21 protein-coding genes are annotated in these 21,289 nt (G+C 63.4%); 16 read left to right on the top strand and 5 right to left on the bottom strand.

What is annotated here, in order from left to right; genetic code table 11:
- The first annotated feature begins 50 nt into the window (after positions 1 to 50).
- Both ACPEE1_RS14985 and ACPEE1_RS14980 read left to right on the top strand, forming a co-directional pair.
- Positions 51 to 1,007: a Gfo/Idh/MocA family oxidoreductase gene (locus ACPEE1_RS14985; protein ID WP_423933568.1), complete on the top strand. Its 957-nt coding sequence runs from the start codon at positions 51 to 53 to the stop codon at positions 1,005 to 1,007.
- A 70-nt stretch (positions 1,008 to 1,077) separates the two neighbouring features.
- Positions 1,078 to 2,094, top strand: a complete 1,017-nt coding sequence (locus tag ACPEE1_RS14980; protein ID WP_260719311.1) for an aldo/keto reductase — start codon at positions 1,078 to 1,080, stop codon at positions 2,092 to 2,094.
- 104 nt (positions 2,095 to 2,198) lie between these two features.
- Here ACPEE1_RS14980 and ACPEE1_RS14975 read toward each other — a convergent pair whose 3' ends face one another.
- From ACPEE1_RS14975 to ACPEE1_RS14955, 5 genes are all read right to left on the bottom strand, one after another.
- Positions 2,199 to 3,146 (bottom strand): IS481 family transposase, encoded by a 948-nt coding sequence (locus ACPEE1_RS14975; RefSeq protein WP_423933434.1) that lies wholly within the window; start codon positions 3,144 to 3,146, stop codon positions 2,199 to 2,201.
- Positions 3,147 to 3,244: 98 nt separating this feature from the next.
- A complete protein-coding gene (locus tag ACPEE1_RS14970; RefSeq protein ID WP_116925215.1) occupies positions 3,245 to 3,958 on the bottom strand; it encodes an SDR family NAD(P)-dependent oxidoreductase in 714 nt (237 codons plus the stop codon).
- Between the two features lie 12 nt (positions 3,959 to 3,970).
- On the bottom strand, positions 3,971 to 5,050 hold the full coding sequence (locus tag ACPEE1_RS14965; protein WP_423936454.1) for a 2,3-butanediol dehydrogenase: 1,080 nt from the start codon (positions 5,048 to 5,050) through the stop codon (positions 3,971 to 3,973).
- Entirely contained in the window at positions 5,050 to 6,300 is a 1,251-nt protein-coding gene (locus ACPEE1_RS14960; protein ID WP_423933565.1) for an MFS transporter, read from the bottom strand. Before ACPEE1_RS14960 ends, ACPEE1_RS14965 begins: the two co-directional genes overlap by 1 nt.
- 24 nt (positions 6,301 to 6,324) lie before the next feature.
- Complete coding sequence (locus ACPEE1_RS14955) at positions 6,325 to 6,858, bottom strand: 2,4'-dihydroxyacetophenone dioxygenase family protein (protein ID WP_116925217.1); 534 nt, start codon at positions 6,856 to 6,858, stop codon at positions 6,325 to 6,327.
- 431 nt (positions 6,859 to 7,289) lie between these two features.
- On the opposite strand from ACPEE1_RS14955, the gene ACPEE1_RS14950 reads away from it, so the two are divergent.
- From ACPEE1_RS14950 to ACPEE1_RS14885, 14 genes are all read left to right on the top strand, one after another.
- On the top strand, positions 7,290 to 8,240 hold the full coding sequence (locus ACPEE1_RS14950; RefSeq protein WP_116925218.1) for a LysR family transcriptional regulator: 951 nt from the start codon (positions 7,290 to 7,292) through the stop codon (positions 8,238 to 8,240).
- A gap of 180 nt (positions 8,241 to 8,420) precedes the next feature.
- Positions 8,421 to 9,200, top strand: coding sequence for a 5'/3'-nucleotidase SurE (surE, locus tag ACPEE1_RS14945; RefSeq protein ID WP_116925287.1), 780 nt, complete (start codon positions 8,421 to 8,423; stop codon positions 9,198 to 9,200).
- On the top strand, positions 9,197 to 9,997 hold the full coding sequence (locus ACPEE1_RS14940; RefSeq protein ID WP_409935145.1) for a protein-L-isoaspartate(D-aspartate) O-methyltransferase: 801 nt from the start codon (positions 9,197 to 9,199) through the stop codon (positions 9,995 to 9,997). The genes surE and ACPEE1_RS14940 overlap by 4 nt, the downstream gene beginning before the upstream one ends.
- An 11-nt stretch (positions 9,998 to 10,008) precedes the next feature.
- Positions 10,009 to 10,854 carry a peptidoglycan DD-metalloendopeptidase family protein gene (locus tag ACPEE1_RS14935; protein WP_260719315.1) on the top strand — a complete coding sequence of 282 codons (846 nt, stop codon included), beginning with the start codon at positions 10,009 to 10,011 and terminating at the stop codon, positions 10,852 to 10,854.
- Positions 10,854 to 11,921, top strand: coding sequence for an RluA family pseudouridine synthase (locus ACPEE1_RS14930; RefSeq protein ID WP_423933559.1), 1,068 nt, complete (start codon positions 10,854 to 10,856; stop codon positions 11,919 to 11,921). Before ACPEE1_RS14935 ends, ACPEE1_RS14930 begins: the two co-directional genes overlap by 1 nt.
- 198 nt (positions 11,922 to 12,119) lie before the next feature.
- Positions 12,120 to 13,025: an SMC-Scp complex subunit ScpB gene (gene scpB, locus ACPEE1_RS14925; protein WP_423933556.1), complete on the top strand. Its 906-nt coding sequence runs from the start codon at positions 12,120 to 12,122 to the stop codon at positions 13,023 to 13,025.
- Complete coding sequence (locus ACPEE1_RS14920; RefSeq protein WP_423933553.1) at positions 13,015 to 14,478, top strand: pseudouridine synthase; 1,464 nt, start codon at positions 13,015 to 13,017, stop codon at positions 14,476 to 14,478. The genes scpB and ACPEE1_RS14920 overlap by 11 nt, the downstream gene beginning before the upstream one ends.
- Positions 14,479 to 14,557: 79 nt before the next feature.
- The gene (ndk, locus tag ACPEE1_RS14915; protein ID WP_021027513.1) at positions 14,558 to 14,983 is read left to right on the top strand and encodes a nucleoside-diphosphate kinase; all 426 of its coding nucleotides are present in this window, start codon (positions 14,558 to 14,560) and stop codon (positions 14,981 to 14,983) included.
- Between the two features lie 59 nt (positions 14,984 to 15,042).
- Complete coding sequence (rlmN, locus tag ACPEE1_RS14910; RefSeq protein ID WP_021027514.1) at positions 15,043 to 16,164, top strand: 23S rRNA (adenine(2503)-C(2))-methyltransferase RlmN; 1,122 nt, start codon at positions 15,043 to 15,045, stop codon at positions 16,162 to 16,164.
- Between the two features lie 43 nt (positions 16,165 to 16,207).
- A complete protein-coding gene (gene pilW / locus ACPEE1_RS14905) occupies positions 16,208 to 17,023 on the top strand; it encodes a type IV pilus biogenesis/stability protein PilW (RefSeq protein ID WP_423933549.1) in 816 nt (271 codons plus the stop codon).
- Positions 17,020 to 17,937, top strand: a complete 918-nt coding sequence (locus ACPEE1_RS14900; RefSeq protein ID WP_423933547.1) for a helix-turn-helix domain-containing protein — start codon at positions 17,020 to 17,022, stop codon at positions 17,935 to 17,937. The genes pilW and ACPEE1_RS14900 overlap by 4 nt, the downstream gene beginning before the upstream one ends.
- A gap of 33 nt (positions 17,938 to 17,970) precedes the next feature.
- Entirely contained in the window at positions 17,971 to 19,215 is a 1,245-nt protein-coding gene (gene ispG / locus ACPEE1_RS14895) for a flavodoxin-dependent (E)-4-hydroxy-3-methylbut-2-enyl-diphosphate synthase (protein ID WP_116925289.1), read from the top strand.
- 61 nt (positions 19,216 to 19,276) lie between these two features.
- Positions 19,277 to 20,581 carry a histidine--tRNA ligase gene (gene hisS, locus ACPEE1_RS14890; RefSeq protein ID WP_423933545.1) on the top strand — a complete coding sequence of 435 codons (1,305 nt, stop codon included), beginning with the start codon at positions 19,277 to 19,279 and terminating at the stop codon, positions 20,579 to 20,581.
- Between the two features lie 50 nt (positions 20,582 to 20,631).
- Positions 20,632 to 21,276, top strand: coding sequence for a YfgM family protein (locus ACPEE1_RS14885; protein WP_116925226.1), 645 nt, complete (start codon positions 20,632 to 20,634; stop codon positions 21,274 to 21,276).
- Positions 21,277 to 21,289: the final 13 nt, after the last annotated feature.

The raw sequence follows: 21,289 nt of genomic DNA, 5'->3' as shown, positions 1-21,289 counted from the left end.
ACGCATCGCCCAGTTGCTGATTTGGGCACCCAGACACCCTGGAGGACACCATGACACGTCGACCCATCAACGTAGCGCTTGCAGGAGCGGGCGCCTTTGGCCTCAAACACCTGGAAGGCATTGCGCATATCCCCGGGGTGCAGGTTGTGTCCCTGGTCGATCCCGATTTGTCCAAGGCGCGGCAGGTGGCCGAGCAATATGCCATTGCGCATGTGGCCACCAGCTTGCAGGACAGCCTGGCGCGGCCGCAGGTGGATGCGGTGATTCTGTGCACGCCCACGCAGTTGCATGCCAGCCAGGCGCGCCAGTGCTTGCTGGCAGGCAAGCATGTGCAGGTGGAGATTCCGCTCGCCGACCGGCTGGAAGACGCGCTGGCGGTGGCCGAGCTGCAAAAATCCAGTGGCCTGGTGGGGATGTGTGGCCATACCCGCCGCTTCAATCCCAGCCACCAATGGATCCAGCAAAAGGTGCAGGCGGGCAGCTTCCGGCTCCAGCAAATGGATGTGCAGACCCACTTTTTCCGCCGCAGCAATACGAACGCCTTGGGTCAGCCGCGCAGCTGGACCGACCATCTGCTCTGGCACCATGCGGCGCACACGGTCGATTTGTTCGCCCACCAGGCGGGCAGTCCCATCGTGCAATCCCATGCCGTGCAAGGGCCGCTGCACCCCGAGCTGGGCATTGCGATGGACATGGGCATCGTGCTCAAGGCGGCCAATGGCGCCCTGTGCACCCTGAGCCTGTCTTTCAACAACGATGGCCCATTGGGTACTTTCTTTCGCTATATCGGCGACACGGGCACCTATGTGGCGCGTTATGACGAGTTGCTCGATGGCCAGGGTCAGGCCATCGATGTCTCGCAGGTGGACGTGTCGATGAATGGCATCGAGCTGCAGGACCGCGAGTTTTTCGCCGCCATCCGCGAGGGCCGCCAGCCCCGCGCCAGCATCGCCCAGGTGTTGCCCTGCTACCAGGTTTTGCATGCTTTGGAGCAGCAGCTGCAGTAATATCGGCCCGACCAGTCGTGAACCGCCTGCACACCTTATCGCAGGCGGTTTTGGTTTTTCAGGAGAGATGATGAGCGATCGCCTTATTGGCCCCTTCCAGGTCGGCCCTGTTGCCCTGGGTTGCATGAACCTGAGCCATGCCTATGGCCACCCGGCCACGCAGGCGCAGGCCCAGGCGCTGCTGCATGCAGCGCTCGATGCCGGGGTCACCTTGTTTGATACAGCAGCGCTCTACGGCTTTGGCGCCAATGAAGCGCTGGTCGGGCCGGTGCTCAAGCCGCACCGCCACCGCATTACGCTGGCGAGCAAGTGCGGTATGGCGGGCGTGCGTGGCGATGATGGCGTGATGCGCCGTGTGATTGATGGCCATCCCAAGACCTTGCGCCGCCATTGCGAAGACAGCTTGCAGCGTCTGGGCACCGATGTCATTGACCTGTACTACCTGCACCGCTGGGACCGGCGGGTGCCGATCGAAGAATCGGTGGGCGCGATGTCGCGCCTGGTGGAAGAGGGCAAGGTCCGGGCGCTAGGCCTGTCCGAGGTCGGGGCGGAGACGCTGCGGCGCGCCCATGCCACCCACCCGATTGCGGCCTTGCAAAGCGAGTATTCGCTGTGGTCACGCAATGCCGAGTTGGGAAGCTTGCAGGCTTGCCGCGAGCTGGGCATTGCCTATGTAGCCTTCAGCCCGATGGGCCGGGCTTTTCTGTCAGGCAAATTGCCTGCCGGCACCCAATGGGTGCCGGGCGATATCCGTGCGGGCATGCCCCGTTTCCAGCCCGAGGCCTATGCCAAGAACCTGCGGCTGCTGGCGCCCATGCAGGCGATTGCCGAGCGCGCGGACTGCAGCCTGGCCGAACTGGCCATTGCCTGGGTGCTGCACCAGGGCGAGCATGTGGTTGCGCTGCCAGGTACCACCGATATAGACCATTTGCATGAAAATCTGCGTGGCGGCAGTGTGCGGCTGGATGCCGGCTTGCTGGCCGAGCTCGACGCCTTGTTTGCCCCGGAGGCCATCGAAGGCGAGCGTTATGCACCAGCCTCGCAGCGCGAGGTGGATACCGAAAAGTTTGCGTTCGAGCAGTGCTGATGCCAGGCTGACAGGGCGCTTGGGGCGCTGTGCAGAACGGGGAGCGGATCTACCCGACTCCCCGTTCCGCTGTCCTGTGCTACCTGCCATCCCGCGCGCTGGGACTAGATGTGAACTGTCAAGAGGTTGTTTGCAGATTTGAGCCTGGCCATCGGGGTAATTCGACCAATGCCGCTGTGAGGCCTGTGCCAGTTGTAGTAATGCTGCCAGCGATGTAAGGCTTGTGCTCGCTCAGCTGAATTCTGGTATGTCCAACCATAGGCCCACTCGCGCAGCGCCGATTGGATGAATCGCTCGGCCTTGCCGTTGGTCTGTGGCCGGTACGGCCTGGTGAACTTGTGCTGCACGCCCAAGGCGTTGCAGGCCGCAGCGAACTCCCTTGAGCGGAATGCCGCACCGTTGTCGGTCAGCAGGCGTTTGATGCTCACTCCAAGCCCCGCGTAGTACGCCACGGCGTTGCGCAGAAAGGCGACGGCTTGCGGCGTTTTCTCGTCCGGATGCATAGCGGTAAAGGCAATGCGTGCGTGGTCGTCAATGGCCACGAACAGTGTCTCCCATCCCGCACCATCGACCGAATCGCGCCGATTGCCTGTGACGCGGTGGCTGGGCCGAACGATGCGCCCGAGCTTCTTGGTATCGATGTGCAGCATGTCTCCAGGCGCATCGTGCTCATAGCGAACCACGGGCTCGGACGGCTGCAGATCGCTGAGTCGAGACAGGCCCGCACGGGCCAATACCCGGCTCACGGTGGACGCCGAGACGCCTGCGTAGCTGGCAATGCGCGACTGCAGCATGCGGCGTTTGCGTAGCTCAACAATGAGTAAGGCCTTGGACTCGCAGATGGCTTTGGGAGAGCAAATGGGCCTGGAGGAAGCATCGGCCAGGGCTGCTTCGCCGCCCGAGAGGTAGCGGCCCAGCCACTTGCGAGCGGTCTGTGCGGTGACGCCTTGAAGGGCTCCGGCCTGAGAGGCATCCAGGCCTTGCAAGGTCATCTGTTTGACCATCTCCAGTCTCCGGGCAAAGGTAAGTCGGGCATGCTTATGAGTGTTCATCCGGTTGGCTGTCCTGAGTGGGTTGGGTGTTTGGCGACTTCCAGTCTCTCAAATCCAACCCGGATGAACACCGGATACAACCTATTGAACCTTCACAACTAGACCGTCAGGTAGCCGCCATCGACGGGAATGACGGCGCCGTTGACAAAGGATGCGGCGGGTGAGCACAGAAAACCGATCACCGCCGCCACCTCGGACGCATGGCCCCAGCGCTGCATGGGGGTGCGAGACAGAATGCCTGCCGAGGCCTTGGGGTCGGCCATCAGGCCTTCGCTCAAGGGGGTGGCAATCCAGCCGGGAGCGACCGCATTGACACGCACGCCCTCATGCGCCCAGGTTTGGGCCAGCGAGCGCGTCAACTGCACGATGCCGCCCTTGCTGGCACTGTAGGCGGGGCGGTCCTTGCTGCCAAAGTAGCTGTACATCGATGCCACATTGACGATGCAGCCCTGGCGTTGCAGCAGATGTGGCGCAGCGGCCATCGAGGCCTGCATCACGGCCGTCAAATTGGTGTGGATGACTTGCAAGAAGGCCTCTGGCTGGTATTCCTGTGCATGGCGGCTGATGCCCGCCGCGTTGACCAGCGCATCGAGCCGGGGCAGCTCGGCGATCGTCTGGCTCAGCTTGGCGCTGTCACAGACATCGAGCTCCAGGCACTGAATGCGGGGATGGCGCGGCGCATGCAGGCCCTGCGCGTCCAGCCCCAGGGCCAGCACGGAGGCGCCGGCGTGGGCAAAGTGCAGCGCGGTGCTCGCGCCAATGCCGGAGGTGCCGCCGGTAATGAGAATGACGTTTTCTTCGATGGTGGACATCCTGGGTGTTTCCTAATGCTGGTTGTTGCAGCCCGCGCTCGGGCTCACGAGAATCTTGATCTGGGACCGGTCCTGCACCAGTGCTGCAAAGCCGTTACTGACCGCCTGTTCGAGCGGGACTGTTCGGGTGATGATGGCGCTGGGGTCGAAGGCGCCGGCCGCGATGCGCCCGATCAATTCCGGGTACACATCGCGGTAGCCGACGCTGGCCACCAGGCTCAGCTCACGGTTGACGGCGTCAAAGGCGTCGAGCCGCGCCTCGGACATGAGCCCCACCATCACCATGTTTCCGCCTTTGCGCAGTGCGCGCAATGCGCCTTCGAACGTGGCTTGCAGGCCGGCGGCTTCAAAGCTGGTGTCTACGCCCAGGCCGGCAGTGGCCGAGGCGATGGTGTGCCGCAACTCGCGCGGCGTGAGGCCGTTGGCATCGACGAGGTGGCTGGCGCCTGCCTGCTTTGCCATGTGCAGGCGCTGGGGCGATACATCCACCGCAATGATGGTGCCCGCTCCTTGCAGTTTGGCGAGCGTGACCAGCAGCAGCCCGATGGGGCCCAGCCCGAAGATGGCGCAACTGGCGCATTCAGCCAACTGGCTGCGGCGCAGCGCATGCAGCGCGACGGCAGCGGGCTCCAGCACAGCGGCCTGTTCCAGCGTCACCGCATCGGGCAGGCGATGGAGCATGTAGCTGGGCACTACGGCAAACTCGGCCATGCCGCCGTCACCCATCAGCCCGGCAAAACCCATGTCGGCGCAGAGGTTGTAGGCGCCGCTGCCGCAGTAAGCGCAGTGGCTGCAGCGGTACTCGGGCTCCACCGCCACCCGGTCACCCACCTGTAGGCCGGTGACCTCGCTGCCCAGCTCGACCACCGTGCCACAGAACTCGTGGCCCAGCGTCAAAGGCGCGCTGCGCCCCGAGACCGCGTGGGCGGTGCCGACCGGGATGGCATGGGGGCCTGATTCGTATTCGTGCAAATCACTGCCGCAGATGCCGCAGTACTGCACCGCAATCCGTACTTGCTGGGGGCCGGGGCGGGGGATGGGGATCTGCTCCAGGCGCAGATCCTGGGCGCCATGCCAGCGCAACGCGCGCATCATGGCGCAGCTCCTGCAACTCCCGCAGCGGCACGGCGCTGCAGCACCAGCGGGGCGGTTTCCTTCAGACCCAGCGCGAGCAGCCCTGCCACCAGTGCCCCAGCAGCCGCTATCCACATCGTCACCGGCAGGCCGTAATGGTCGGCCGCTAGGCCCGCAGCAGTGGGGGCCACAAAGCCGCCCACCAACTCGCCCGCGCCCATGATGAGGCCCAGCGCGCCGGTCAATACCTGGGGCGGCACGGTTTCAGCCGGGACCGTTGCCATGAAGAGGGTAAAACACCCCAGGCCGGTATAGGTGAAGAACACCACCGCACCCAAGGCGACGGCCGAGTCCCCATAGATCAGCGCGATAGGGCACATCGCCGCAATCGGTGCAAAGATGGCCAGCGCTGTTTTGCGTCCGATCCGGTCGGAGATGGCGGGTACCGCAAAGCCCCAGAACACCCAGGCGGCGCCCAGGCAGGTCATCACCAAGCCCATGTCGCCCGGCGAAAACGCGCGGTATTTGACGAGAAAGGTGGGCGCAAACGAGATGATGATGATGAACCAGGTGAGGAAAAAGCAGCTGATGAGCATGCACAGCAGCACATTGCGCTCACGCAGCAGGGCCCAGCGGTTGATCGGCGCTGGCTTGGCGTCTGCGGCAGGAGCGCCACCCGGGTGTTCATGCACCCAGCGCCAGATGCACAGGGCGATCAGCATGCCGGGGATGACGGTGACATAAAAGGCCACGCGCCAGCCAAAATGTGTGGCCAGGCCAATGACCACCGGTGGCCCGATCATTGCGCCAATCAGACCGGCCGACGAGCCCTGCAGCAAGCCCATGTTGAGGCCGCGCCGCGAAGGCGTGGAGCTTTGGATCATCAGGGACTGCGCGATGGGCAGCACCGGCCCTTCTGCCAGGCCCATCAGCGCGCGGAACACCAGCAGGCTGATGAAACCCCCAACGAGCCCGGACAAGGCCGAGCAGATGGAAAAGCCCAGCACGGACACCACCAGCAAGGCCTTGCGCTTGGCGCGCGAATCGGACCAGGCGCCCGCAATCGCCCCGGAGAGGGCCCAGGTCAGTGCCAGGGCCGAGGAGATCATGCCCAGCTGGGTCTGGCTCAGATCGAGCTCATCTTGCATGAAGGGGAACAGAAAGGACAGCGCCAGGCGGTCAAAAAAGACAAATCCGAAGGTCAGAAAGAGGATCAGCAGCAGCCGGTTCTCATAGGTCCACAAGGCGCGGATGGAGGATGGTTTCATGGCGTTCTCCAGGCTCTGCAGCCGTTAGCGGAAGAGCTTTTCCACGGCCTCGGCGCCCAGGCCCACCTTTTCGTAGTGGGCCTTGCACATGGCGATGTAGGAGTGCACATCAAAGTAGCCATCGGGCTTGCCCTGTTCGTCCAGCCAGATCAGCGGCCCCTTGACGATGAAGAAGGCCCGCATGGGTTCGGGATGGTCGAAGGCGACCAGCGTGTGGCCTTCGCCGGGGGTCTCGTAGACAAAGTCGCCCTTGGTCGCCGTCCAGTCATGCTCCAGGTAGCCCCATTTGCCCGAGATGGTGTAGGCAAAGACTTCATGGGGGTGGTAGTGGCGGTTGACCAGGCCCGCTTTCTTGGCCATCAGGATGTCGCACCACTTGTTTTGTGATGGCGAAATCCACAGGGGGCGGGAGAACACGGTGTCCGTGAACGGCACATACAGGCGCTCGTCTTCCGGCACGGCATTGGGCGTGTAGACCTCCGGGAGCGCATCGGGCATGAAGGGGTTGGCGATGGGGCTGAGGTGTTGCCAGAACTCGGTGTTGGCTTTGTCGACCATGGTGGATCTCCTTGGGATTGAGGGAAGGGTTGAAGTCGGTGCATTGCATCGCGAACAGGGGCAGGGACCGGGAAGAAGCCTGGTGCATCCGGTGGCCGTGTCAGCGCGGCTGCTGGCGGTACCGCGCGCCGGTGAAGCGGGCGCAACCGTCAGTTGTGAGGGCTGCATGAGGGCGGCTGTGTGCCTGTCAGTGCAAGCAGGGCGTGTGGCTGGGAGCGGTGGGAGGGCGCCCGGTGGACGCAGGGTCTGCGCTGGCATGGATCCGGTTGTGCTGCATCCTGAGGACTCCTGGCTTTCTGTGTTGTATGACGAAACCCATTCTGTGGAAGATGACCCCAGAGTCCTAGGTGGCAGCGAAGCTAGCAGCTATAGCAAAATGGCATACTAATAGCTAAAAATTATTAAAATTTAACAAATTGAAGGGGATTCCTATGAATTTGCAGCAAATCGAAACCTTTGTGGCGGTAGCGGAAACCGGCAGCTTCAGCAAGGCGGCCATGTTGTCGGACACGGCGCAGCCGGCGCTGAGCCGGCAGGTGCGGGCGCTGGAGGTCGAATTGCGTGAGACCTTGCTGATCCGCACCGGGCGCGGTGTGACATTGACGGAGGCCGGAAGGCGCTTGCTGGAGCACAGCCATGCCATCCTGCAGCACGTGGCCCAGGCCAAGGAGGACCTGGGTTGTGAGCGCGATGAGCCGGTGGGCCGCATCGTGGTGGGGCTGCCGCCCAGCCTGGCCAGGCGGCTGACGCTGCCGCTGATCCATGCTTTCGGCAGCAAAATGCCCAAGGCCCGCGTGGCGATCGTCGAGGGCTTTTCCGTTCAGATGGCCGAGTGGCTGGCCTCGGGCCGCATGGACCTGGGTCTGGTCTATTCGCCCGAACCGCATCCGCATATCGAGATCAGCCCGGTCTTGCAGGAGCGCCTGTGTCTGGTAGGACCTGCCTGCGCGCTGGGCGGCCGCACCAGCCTCGCGTTCCAGGATCTGTCGGATTTTCCGCTGATCATGCCGCAGTACGGCCAGATCTTTCGCAAGCTGATGGAAGCCCAGGCCAGGCTGTCGCAGGTCAAGCTCAATGTGGTCTGGGAGGTATCGAGCGTGCCGGCCATCTTGGATTTGGTGCGCGGCGGTTACGGCTATGCGGCCTTGACGCGCAGTGCGCTCGACGGGCATGTGGTGGGTGAGCGTCTGGTGGTCGCGCCCATCGAGTCGCCTGCGGTGATGATCAACCTGTGCCTGGCGCAGTCAGCCAAACGCAAAGCCACGCCTTTGCTGCGCTGCACCGCAGCCGTCTTGCAGGCGTTGACCACCGAGGTCTGCGCACAGGCCCCATCCATGGCGCCAAGCGAGGGCTCCGGCAGCGACAGCGGCATGTCATCGTAATTTTGTGTAGCAATGGGCTGGTCGCGTGGGGGCGGGGCGGCAGCGCTCCTTACAATGCCTGAGCCCTGTGCATATGCCGCATTTCCGTGGGCCGGGGCGGCCTGCCGGTCGCTTTGCTGCCACACTCCGCTCGGGTTCTGTGTTGGCACCTCTACAATGCAGTGCAACTGGTTCAATGACATGAAGATACTGCTTTGTAACGATGATGGTTATCAGGCGCCCGGCATCGTGGCGTTGCATGACGCATTGCAGGCGGTAGCCGATGTCGAGGTGGTGGCACCAGAACACAACAACAGTGCCAAATCGAATGCGCTGACCTTGCATTCCCCGCTGTACGTGCAGCGCGCTGCCAATGGCTTTCGTTATGTCAATGGCACACCGGCTGACTGCGTGCATATCGCGCTGACGGGTCTATTGGGTTATCGGCCCGATTTGGTTATCTCCGGCATCAATAACGGCGCCAATATGGGCGATGACACCATCTATTCCGGTACCGTCGGCGCGGCGATGGAGGGCTATCTGTTCGGTATCCCGGCGATGGCCTTCTCGCAGATCGACAAGGGCTGGGGCGAGCTGGAATCGGCCGCCAAAAAGGCCTGTGAGTTGGTGCAGCAGTTCGAAGCGGCCAAGCTGGTGACCCTCAAGCCCTGGCTGCTCAATATCAATATTCCCAACCTGCCGTTTGACGAGATCAAGCCGCTCAAGCTGTGCCGTCTGGGGCGCAGGCATTCGGCCGAGAAGGTGATCACCCAGACCAGTCCCCGGGGCGAGACCATGTACTGGATCGGCAATGCCGGCCTCGCGCTCGATGACGCCGAGGGCACCGACTTCCATGCGGCGGCGTCCGGCCATATGGCGATCACCCCGCTCAAGGTGGATTTGACCGACCATGACAGCCTCGCTTACTGGGCGCAGACGGCGGCGAGCCTGCGCAGCAAGGACCTGGAGGTGCCAGGGTGACCTTGCGCAAGCCCGGCTTTCCTGCCCGCGGTGCCATGCCTGTGAGCACCAAACCACAGGCCAGCAGCGTGCATCGGCAATGGGCCCGGCTGCCTGCGGAGCTGTCGCCCGTGCCCATGGCGGTGCGCGAGTCGCTGGGCCCTGAGAGCGTAGATTTCACCTCGGCGCGCTGGCGCATGGTCCAGCGCCTGGCTGCCTCGGGCGTGGAGCACACCCGGGTGCTCAAAGTGATGAATTCCGTGCTGCGCCACCAATTTGTTGACAGTGCACTGGCGGTTCAGGCCTATGAGGACACCAGTTTGCCTATAGGATTGGGGCAGACCATCTCCAAACCCAGCGTGGTGGCGCGGATGTGCGAGCTGCTGCTGCAATCGCCTGCGGGGAAAATGGGCCTGGGCCGTATATTGGAGATTGGCACGGGCTGCGGCTACCAGGCCGCGGTTCTGAGCCTGATGGCCAAAGAGGTGTATACCATTGAGCGGCTGCGTGCGTTGCATGAAAAGGCGCGGGTCAACCTGCGGCCCTTGCGGCTGGCCAATGTGCACCTGATCCTGGGCGATGGCATGCTGGGCTTTGAAAAGGGCGCGCCTTACGCCGGGATCATCGCCGCAGCCGGCGGGGATTCGGTTCCTCAGGCATGGTGTGACCAGCTGGCAGAAGGCGGCCGGCTCGTGGCACCGGTGATGGGGCCGGGCCAACAACAGGTTTTGCTCGTGGTGGACCGCAGTGCTGATGGATTTCAGCGCACGGTTCTGGAGCATGTTCATTTCGTACCCCTAAAATCGGGGCTTGGTTAAGAAGGATAGGTATGTTGGATTCACGTGGTGTTTTGACCTGGGGTGCCAGTGTGGTAGCGGCCATGGTGCTGGCGGGTTGTGGTAGCACATCGCTCAACCAGGCGCCCGTGGAAGATCGGGGTTCATCGGCAGGTCGCACGCCTTCGTCGACCGCCTCTGCGCCAGCACGCATTGATCCGGCCACCTTGCCTGGCGCAGAAAACGCCGGCAAGCCCGGCTACTACACCGTCAAGCCCGGCGAGACCTTGATGCGCATTGCGGCCGACAACGGCCAGAACTGGCGTGACATTGCCCGCTGGAGCAATCTGGACAATCCCAACGTCATTGAAGTCGGCCAGGTGCTGCGTGTGGTGCCACCGGTGACGGCCACTGCCAGTGCTGCCCCGGCAGCGACTGCGCCGGCTGTGACCGGTGCGAACACGCCAGCGGCGACGCCCGCACCCGCCCCAGCGCCTGCTGCCGCAGCTTCTGCACCGGCTGCCTCTGATGGCAATCTGGGCTTTATCTGGCCGGCGTCGGGTGCTGTCATTCAAGGCTTTGACGATGCGCGTAACAAGGGTGTGGATATTGGTGGCAAAGCCGGCGATCCGGTCGTAGCAGCGGCCGACGGCCGGGTGATCTACTCGGGTGCAGGCCTGCGCGGCTACGGCAACCTGATTCTGGTCAAGCACAACAACACCTACCTGACCGCTTACGCCCACAACCAGACCTTGCTGGTCAAGGACGACCAGGTGGTCAAGAAGGGTCAGAAGATTGCCGAGATGGGCAGCTCCGACGCCGACCGCGTCAAGCTACACTTTGAGGTGCGCCGCCAGGGCAAGCCGGTCGATCCATCGCGCTACCTGCCTTCCCGCTGATGCCGGGCACTTCTTCGAAGCCGACATCGCCGCCCGCCGACGATGCCGGCTTTTCCCATTTGGACGATGCCCCTTTGTCCTCGCCTGAAGGCGATGAGGAGTCGGCGGAGGTCGAGTCGCAGGCCTGGGAAAGCCGCACGGTCGTGGCCGGGGTGGCTGAGCATGGCATGCGCCTGGACAAGGCGCTGGCGCAGTGGGTGCCGGAGTTCTCGCGCAGCTACCTGCAGGCCTTGCTGCTGCAAGGCGCGGTGCTGGTCAATGGCAAGTCCGGCCTCAAGCCCAGCGCCAAGGTCAAGGCCGGTGACCAGGCGGTGGTCGAGCTGCGTCCTACGCAGCAAAGCCAGGCCTTTTTGCCGCAGGACATTGCGCTCGATGTGGTCTACCAGGACGAGCACCTGCTCATCATCAACAAGCCCGCCGGCATGGTGGTGCACCCCGCGCCAGGCAATTGGAGCGGCACCTTGCTCAATGCCTTGCTGGCCTATGACGCCAAGGCGGCCCAGCTGCCGCGCGCGGGCATTGTGCACCGGCTCGACAAGGACACCAGCGGCCTGATGGTCGTGGCGCGTGAGCGCCAGACCATGGATGCGCTGGTCAAGCTGATTGCCGCGCGCGATGTGCGCCGCAATTACCTGGCGCTGGGCCACAAGCCCTGGCAGGGCGCAGCGCAGACCTCGGTCAGCCTGCCCATTGGCCGTGATCCGCGCAACCGGCTGCGCATGGCGGCGGTCGATCTGGCCCAGCACCCGGGTAAACCGGCGCGCACCGATATCCGCCTGCTGGTCAATGGCGAGCAGGGCTGCGCGGTGTTCTGCAGCCTGCATACCGGGCGCACGCACCAGATCCGCGTGCACATGGCCTCGCTCCAGCACCCGCTGCTGGCCGACACGCTCTACGGCGGCACACCGGCTGCCGGCATGGAGCGCCAGGCCTTGCATGCGCTGCGGCTGGCCTTCGTGCATCCGGTCACCGGGCAGAGCATGTCCTGGTTCGCGCTGCCGCCTGCCGATATCACCTCGGCGATGGAAAATTGGGATCTTCGGTATAATTTAGCCCAATTGGCCTAAGCGCCACCCATGCAGTTCTGGTTTTTGACCAGCCCAAACATCTGGTTTGCGCACTGCAACGGTGGCGCCCAGTGCCGACGGCTATGGGCGTTTATGCCTGCGCCGTGATCTTGGCCATGCAAACGCGGCCCTCTTGATACGCATTCCTTTGTCTCAACACGCAGCCCGCGCGCTGGCGTGCCAACAGGGATTTATCGCATGCATACTTTGGAAGCAAAACGGGTGCTGGAGACTGCGCTGATCTGCGCGCCCCAGCCCATCACCGTGCGTGAGCTGCGGGAATTGTTTGCCGATGATTTGGGAACGGATACGCTCAAGGTGCTGCTGCAGGAGCTGCAGCTCGATTGGTCCCATCGCGGTGTGGAGTTGGTGCAGGTGGCATCGGGCTGGCGCTTTCAGAGCCGGCCGGAGATGCGCGAGTACCTGGACCGTTTGCACCCCGAGAAGCCGCCCAAGTACTCGCGTGCAACCTTGGAGACCTTGGCCATCATTGCCTACCGGCAGCCGGTCACCCGTGGCGATATCGAAGATATCCGGGGGGTGACCGTCAACAGCTTGATCATCAAGCAGTTGGAGGACCGGGGCTGGGTGGAGGTGATTGGCTACCGGGAGACCATCGGGCGGCCTGCGCTGCTGGCGACCACCCGGCAGTTTTTGGACGACCTGGGTCTGCAGTCGCTGGACCAGTTGCCCGAGTTGGACAGCAGCAACCAGCCGCAGACGATGTTTGACAGCCTGCCGCTGGAGGCTGCGCCGGACGAAGCTGTGCCGCAGGATGCCGGGCTGCCGGACGCCGAGGCTTTTGAGTTGGTGGGCGAGTCGATGCCGATGGTAGCGCCCGCGGACGAGGTGGATGCTTTGGAAGAGTTGCAGGACGCGCAGGATTTACAAGACGCGCAGGATGTGCAGACCTCACCCTTAGGTGAGGCTGCCGGTGATGAAGATACTGCCGCCCATCAGGCGGCTGAGGCCCAGGCGGCAAGTGGCGAGGCAGATGCCCCCGCCGCAGCGGCCGCAGAAATAGATGCGGATCCTTTGGACCGTGATGACGATGCACATAATTCCGCACCAGGCGGGGTAGAAAAGCAAAAAAATGATGAGTGATACCAGCGATATGAATGCGCCCCAGGACGGAGATAAGGCCTTGCAAGAAGGCGCTGCCCCGTCCGGCAAGCGCCGCGCCCCGCGCAAGCGTGCCGTGCCTGCGCAAGCTGCAGCGGCTGACGAATTCCAGGCGGCGCGCGCTGACGCCGGCGAGGCTGATGGCGACGCTGCTGCCCAGCCCGCCGGTGAGCCGCGTGCGCGCCGTGATGGCGAGCCGCGCGTGAGCCGTTACCCGGCCCGTGCCCGCCGTTTCCGCGAGCGTGATGGACAGCCGCGTGATGCGCAGGGCGCGCAAGGCGATGCGCCGCCCGCCCGGGGCCGTGGTCCTGCGGGCCGCCCGCAGCGCGATGCCGAGTCGGAAGGCTATGCCTTCGAAGATGTGGTGGCCGGCGCGCTGGAAGCGGCGGAAGACTCGGATACCCCCGCACCGGTCAAGCGCGTGCTCCAGCCCCATGTGGAAGCGCCCAAGCTGCACAAGCTGCTGGCCCAGGCGGGCATGGGTTCGCGCCTGGAGATGGAGCGCCTGATTCTGGAAGGCCGCATCTCCGTCAACAACGAGCCGGCCCACGTCGGTCAGCGCATTTTGCACAGCGACAAGATCCGTGTGAATGGCAAGCTGATCACCTTCCGCATCGAGCAGCCGCCAGCGCGCGTGCTCGCCTACCACAAGCCGGTCGGTGAGGTGGTGACGCATGACGACCCGCAAAACCGCCCCACGGTGTTCCGCAAGCTGCCGCGCGTCTCGCACGGCAAGTGGCAGTCCATTGGCCGTCTCGATCTGAACACCGAAGGCCTGCTGCTGTTCACCAATTCCGGTGAACTGGCCAATAACCTGATGCACCCGCGCTTTGGCCTCGAGCGTGAGTACGCGGTGCGCGTGCTGGGTGCACTGACCAATGAAGAAAAGGCCTTGCTGCTCGCTGGCGTGAACCTGGAAGACGGCGTGGCGAGCTTTGGCTCCATCGACGACGGCGGAGGCGAAGGCGCCAACTGCTGGTACCGCGTCACCATCTCCGAAGGCCGTAACCGTGAAGTGCGCCGCATGTTCGAGTCGGTGGGTCACGCGGTCAGCCGCCTGATCCGTATCCGCTACGGCGCGATGGTGCTGCCGCGCGGCCTGCGCCGGGGCTCCTGGGTCGAGCTCGACCAGCGTGACATCCAGGCGCTGACCGTGGCGGCCGGTGGCGTGGTGGAGCGCAAACCCCGCGAGCAAAATGCCGCGGGCCGGGGCGGGCGCAGCGACAACCGTCCCCAGCACAACGGCCCGCGCCCATCGGTGGGCCCTGCCAAGAACACCCGGGGCGGCGGCTTGCGCAAGGCGCCCGAGAAGCGCAGTACCCAACCCGATCCGATGAAGACCTCGCTGGGCTACATCGGTCATGACAGCCTGACGCGTCAGCGCCAGGGCCAGCGCAAGAGCGGTGGCGGATTCAAGCGCGGTGGAAGGTCGTAGTCACGCCGCTGACTTCCCGGACACCGTACAATCAAAGGTTTGCTTTTAGAGCAAAAAATCCATCAACAGGAAATTTATTATGGCAATCGAACGTACCCTCTCGATCATCAAGCCCGATGCAGTGGCTAAGAATGTTATCGGTCAAATCTACGCCCGCTTTGAAGCTGCTGGCCTGAAGATCGTGGCCGCCAAGCTGGTGCAACTGTCGCGTCAAGACGCTGAGCAGTTCTACGCTGTGCACGCTGCCCGTCCTTTCTTCAAGGATCTGGTGGACTTCATGATCTCCGGTCCTGTGATGATCCAGGCTCTGGAAGGCGAAAACGCCATCCTGAAGAACCGTGAGCTGATGGGCGCTACCGACCCCAAGAAGGCTGACAAGGGCACGATCCGCGCTGACTTCGCTGACAGCATCGACGCCAACGCCGTGCACGGCTCTGACGCCGCTGAGACCGCCGCTGTGGAAGTGGCGTTCTTCTTCCCCGGCATGAACGTCTATTCCCGTTAATTGACATGTACGCGGCCGCAAGGCCGCGTGGCATAGGTAAGTGGCCCGAGCGTATATCCATGACCACCAATTTGCTTGATTTTGATTTGGCTGGTTTGACCGCCTTTTGCGAAGGGCTGGGAGAGAAGCGCTTCCGGGCCACGCAGCTTTTTCGCTGGATCCACCAGCGCGGTGCAGCCGATTTCGACCAGATGACCGATCTGGCCAAGTCCCTGCGCGAAAAACTCAAGGGCACGGCCCATGTCACGGCGCTGCCCGTGATCACCGAGCATGTGTCCGCCGACGGAACGGTCAAGTGGCTGTTCGACGTGGGTGATGGCAATGCTGTCGAATCCGTATTCATTCCCGAAGATGACCGTGGCACCTTGTGCGTCTCTTCGCAGGCCGGTTGCGCGGTGGGATGCCGCTTTTGCTCGACAGGGCACCAGGGCTTCAGCCGCAACCTGACCACCGGCGAAATCATGGCGCAGCTGTGGTTTGCCGAACACGCGCTGCGCAAGCGCCTGGGGCGCGATGAGCGCATCATCTCCAACGTGGTGATGATGGGCATGGGCGAACCCCTGCAAAATTACACGGCCCTGGTGCCCGCGCTGCGCACCATGCTCGATGACCATGGCTATGGTCTGTCGCGCCGCCGCGTCACCGTCTCCACCTCGGGCGTCGTGCCGATGATGGACCGCCTGGCGCAGGATTGCGCGGTGGCGCTGGCCGTGTCGCTGCACGCTCCCAACGATCCGCTGCGCAATGGTCTGGTGCCGCTGAACAAGAAATACCCGCTTGACGAGCTGATGCAGTCCTGCCGCCGCTACCTGGAGTTTGCGCCGCGTGACTTCATCACCTTTGAGTACTGCATGCTCGACGGCGTCAACGACCAACCCGAGCATGCCCAGCAATTGATAGCACTGGTGCGAGAGTATGCGGGCAACGGCGGGGCATGGTGCAAATTCAATTTGATTCCATTCAACCCTTTTCCAGCCTCGGGTCTGTTACGATCACCTGCCAGTCGGGTGACGGAATTTGCCAAGATGCTCTCGGATGCGGGCGTTGTGACCACCGTGCGCAAGACCCGGGGTGACGACATCGATGCGGCTTGCGGCCAGCTCGCTGGCGATGTGAAGGACCGCACCAAAGCGGCAGAACGCATGGCCAAGAACCGGGTCATACCGCTGGCGCAAGTCTAGAAATAGTCCAAACAGTTTGAGGAGGGTGTGCATGCAAGAGGCTGTGACAAAAGGGCAACCGAGGGTACATCGCCTCACGGCTGCCGCCTTGCTGGGTTTGGCCCTGGTAGGCGGTTTGTCGGGCTGTGGTACCAGCAGCAGTACGGCCCGTGAGGATGCCGCCTATGTCACCCAATCCGATGAGACCGAAATCCATCGGCGCGCGCGCATCCGCCTTGAGCTGGCCGCCAACTATTTCCAGTCTGGCAAGACCACCATCGCGCTCGACGAGATCAAGCAAGTGCTGGCGCTCGACCCCAACAGCGGTGATGCCTACAACATGCGTGGCCTCATCTACATGCAGCTGGGCGAGCCCGATATTGCTGCTGAGAGCTTCAGCAAGGCCCAGTCGCTCAAGCCTACCGATGGCGACATCATGCACAACCACGGCTGGTTGCTCTGCCAGGAGAAAAAATACGAGGCGGCTGACCGCTATTTCAACCAGGCACTGGCGCAGCGCCAGTATTTTCAGCAAGCCAAGACCTTGATGGCGCAGGGCCTGTGCCATGAAGCGGCCGGCAAGCCTGCCGAGGCCGAGGCCAGCTTGCTCAAGGCCTATGACTACGACGCGGGCAACCCCATCGTCAGCTTCAACCTCGCCAAGCTGCTGAACCAGCGCGGCGATGCACGCCGCGCGCAGTTCTATATCCGGCGCCTGAACAACGGCGAGCTGGCCAATGCCGGCTCCCTGTTCCTCGGTATCCAAATTGAAAAAGCCCTGGGCGATGGAGCGAGCGCGCGTGCGCTCGCTGCCCAATTGCAAAAGCGTTTCCCCGACTCCAAAGAGGCGGCACGTATTGCTGGTGGAGGCGTGCTGTGATCGAGTCTGATATCCAACAAGCAACGAACGCCAGCGATGCGTCCCCAGGCGGCGTGATGAGCGCTGGCGAGATGCTGCGCCAGGCGCGCGAGGAGCTGGGCTACCACCTGCCGGCCGTGGCCGCGCACCTGAAGGTGTCGGTGCACAAGCTCGAAGCGCTGGAAGCGGGCAATTGGAGCGCCTTCCCGGACGTGGTCTTTGTGCGCGCACTGGCCTCCGCCGTGTGCCGTGTCCTCAAGATCGATCCGGCGCCCGTGCTGGCACAGTTGCCCAAGCCGCCTGGCAAGGACCTGAACTCTGGCGTGGAAAGCGTCAAGACCCGCGTGGCCGTGGGCCCGGCGCAGAGCAAGAAAAACGATTTTCCCAGCAGCAAGCCTTTTCCCTGGATGGGCGTGGTCGTGCTGCTGATCGTAGCGACCGTTGGCGTGCTGTTTTATCCGCAGCTGGCAGATTACTGGAAGAGCCAAGCCGCCGCGTCTGCGCTGGCGCCGGCACGCTCGAACAATGTCGCCGGTGTGGCTGACCAGCCCGAGCCGGTGGCACTGGGTGGCAGCTCGACCGACCCCGTGCCCGAGGCACCGGCCAATGGCGCAACTGACGCCGGTGGCAGCGCTGCGCTGGCTGGCCAGTCCAGCCCGGCCGCTGCGGCCCCTGCGGCTGCTGCTCCTACAGAGGGCGCGCCGTTGTTGCATTTCAAGGCCAGCCAGGACAGCTGGGTGCAGGTCAAGGAAGCCAGCGGCAAGGTGGTGTTTGAAAAGACCATCCGCGCTGGCACGAGTGAAGATATCGCGGCCACGCCGCCGCTCAAGCTCATCGTGGGCAATGCGGTGGGGGTGGAGATGCAGCTGCGCGGGTCGGTTTTTGATCTGAAAAAAGTGACCAAGGGCAGCACCGCCCGTTTTGAGGTGAATTAAGTGCAAGAAGAGAACATCCTGTTGCCTGTGCCCATGGTGGCACCGGCCGCGCGCAAAAGCCGCCAGGCCCGTGTGGTCTGGGGTGACCGTGTGGTGACGGTCGGGGGCGATGCGCCGGTGCGCATACAGTCGATGACGAATACCGATACCGTGGATGTGATCGAGACGGCCATCCAGGTCAAGGAGCTGGCGCAGGCGGGCTCGGAGATGGTGCGCATCACCGTCAACACACCCGAGGCCGCAGCAGCGGTGCCCTATGTGCGCGAGCAGCTCGACCGCATGGGCGAGAACGTGCCGCTGGTGGGCGACTTCCACTACAACGGCCACCGCCTGCTGACCGAATTCCCTGACTGCGCCAAGGCACTGTCCAAGTACCGCATCAACCCGGGCAACGTGGGCAAGGGCGACAAGAAGGACAAGCAGTTTGGCCAGATGATCGAGGCGGCCATGCAGTATGACAAGGCCGTGCGCATTGGCGTGAACTGGGGCAGCCTGGACCAGGAGTTGCTCGCCGAGCTGATGGACGAGAACAGCCGCCGCGCGGTTCCCTGGGATGGGCGCCAGGTGATGTACGAGGCGCTGATCACCTCGGCCATCTCCTCTGCGCAGCGTGCCCAGGAGATGGGCCTGAATGGCGACCAGATCATTCTGTCCTGCAAGGTCAGTGGCGTGCAGGATCTGGTGGCGGTCTACCGCGGCCTGTCTGCGCGCTGCGACTATGCACTGCACCTGGGGCTGACCGAGGCGGGCATGGGCACCAAGGGCACGGTGGCCTCGGCCGCTGCGCTGTCGATCCTGCTGCAGGACGGCATTGGCGACACCATCCGCGTGTCGCTGACCCCGCAGCCGGGTGAAGCGCGCACTCAAGAGGTGGTGGTTGCCAGCGAGATTCTGCAAGCCATGGGCATGCGCAGCTTTGTGCCTAGCGTCACCGCCTGCCCGGGGTGTGGCCGCACCACCAGCACCACCTTCCAGGAGCTGGCGCGCGACATCGACCAGCACCTGCGCTCGCAAATGCCGGTCTGGCGTGTGAAGTACCCCGGTGTCGAGAAGATGAAGGTGGCCGTGATGGGCTGCATCGTCAATGGCCCCGGCGAGAGCAAGCATGCCGATATCGGCATCAGCCTGCCGGGCAATGGCGAGTCGCCTGCTGCCCCCGTCTTTATCGATGGCGAAAAGGCGCTGACCCTGCGCGGTGACCGCATTGCGCAGGAGTTCCACGAGATCGTGCAGGCCTATGTGGAGCGCCGCTACGGTGCTGCCAAGGTAGATAATTGAGAGTTGCACTTGCTGGCCTGGCAAGTGTTTGCAAGCAGACTGAACAGAGAGATTAAAGCCCATGGGCATGAATGAAAAGCTGGCCGCCATCAAAGGCATGAACGATATCCTGCCGCCCGATTCGGCCATGTGGGAATGGTTTGAAGGCAAGGTGCGCGATGTGATGGGGTGTTTTGCATACCGCAATATCCGCACGCCGCTGGCCGAGCATACGGCGCTGTTTGTGCGCGGCCTGGGTGAGGTGACCGATATCGTCGAGAAGGAAATGTATTCCTTCGAAGACCGGGCCGACAAGCATGGCCAGGCCGAGCATCTGACCTTGCGCCCCGAAGGCACGGCTGGTGTGGTGCGTGCCGTGGTCGAGAACAACCTGCTCTATGACGGCGGCAAGCGCCTGTTCTACATCGGCGCGATGTTCCGCCGCGAAAAGCCCCAGCGCGGCCGCTACCGCCAGTTCCACCAGGTGGGTGTCGAAGCCATGGGCTTTGGCGGCGCCGAGCTCGATGCCGAGGTGATCCTGCTGGCCGCGCAGCTGTGGAAGGACCTGGGCATTGAAGGCGTGCGCCTGGAGCTCAACAGCCTGGGCCAGCCCGAGGAGCGCCGCGCCCACCGTGAGGCGCTGGTGGCCTATTTTGAGCAGCACACCGAAGTGATGGACGACGAGGGCAAGCGCCGCATGTACAGCAACCCACTGCGCGTGCTCGACACCAAGAACCCAGCGATGCAGGCGATGGTCAATGCCGCGCCCCAGCTGCTCGATTTTCTGGGCGAAGACTCCAAGGCCCACCTCAAGGCCGTGCAGGACATCCTGGACGCCAACGGCGTGGCCTGGTCGGTCAACCCGCGCCTGGTGCGCGGCATGGACTACTACAACCTGACGGTGTTCGAGTTCATCACCGACAAGCTCGGCTCGCAAGGCACGATCTGCGGCGGCGGCCGCTATGACTACCTGATCGAGCAGATTGGCGGCAAGCCCGCGCCGGCCGTGGGCTGGGGTATGGGCATCGAGCGCGTGCTCGAGCTGATCAAGGAGCTGAATATCCAGTGGGATCGCCCGTCTATTGACGCCTACGCTATCCTGCCGGACGCAGCCCTGCTGCCGCAGGCCATGCGCGTGATGCAGACCCTGCGACAAGCCGGTGTGCGGGTGCAGATGCATGGCTCAGCGGTGGCAGGGAGCCTGGGCAGCATGAAGTCGCAGTTCAAGAAGGCCGATGCCAGCGGCGCCGCTTGCGCGCTGATTTTTGGCAGCGACGAGATGCAGCGCGGCATGGTGACCGTCAAGCAGCTGCGCGATGGCGAGGGCGCCCAAGCTGAACGCGCTATCGACGCCGTGGCCGGTTGGGCAGCGCAACTGCGCGCATAAGCGCAGTCGCAGCGGCAAGCTTTTTTTTGATTCAACTCCATTAGAACAATATGGCAACGCATTTAGATCTGGAAGAACAGGAACAGATAGACCAGCTCAAGCACTTCTGGAACAAGTGGGGCACCTTGATCACCACGGTACTGGTGATTGTGCTGGGTGGCTTTGCCGCCTGGAATGGCTACCAGTACTGGCAAAACCGCCAGGCATCGCAAGCGAGCGCACTGTCGTCGGCGGTCGAGTCGGCCGTCAACTCGGGTGACAAGACCCGTATCGACCAGGCCTTTGGCGATCTGCGCAGCAACTACGGCAGCACTGTGCAGGCGGCGCATGCCGGTCTGCTGGTGGCCAAGGCGGCGGGTGACAAGGGCCAGATGGACGATGCCAAGGCAGCGCTCACCTGGGTGGCAGACAATGCATCGGACGAAGGCCTCAAGGCCACCGCCCGCGTGCGTTTGGCAGCGGTGCTGCTCAACAGCCAGGCCTATGACGAGGCGCTCAAGGTGCTGGGCACCAAGATGCCGACCGAGTTCGATGCCGTGGTGGCAGACCACAAGGGCGATGTCTACCTGGCCAAAGGCGACAAGGCGCAAGCCATCGAGTCCTACAAGGCGGCCTTGCAAAAGACCGAACCGGGCGTGGAATACCGCAACGTGATCTCCGTCAAGCTCAATGCGCTGGGCGAAGATCTGAAGTGATGGATGGCAGAAG

The sequence above is a fragment of the Comamonas sp. 23 genome (assembly GCF_049601575.1).
Lineage (GTDB): Bacteria > Pseudomonadota > Gammaproteobacteria > Burkholderiales > Burkholderiaceae_C > Comamonas > Comamonas squillarum.
This window is presented reverse-complemented; position numbering and strand designations above follow the sequence as displayed.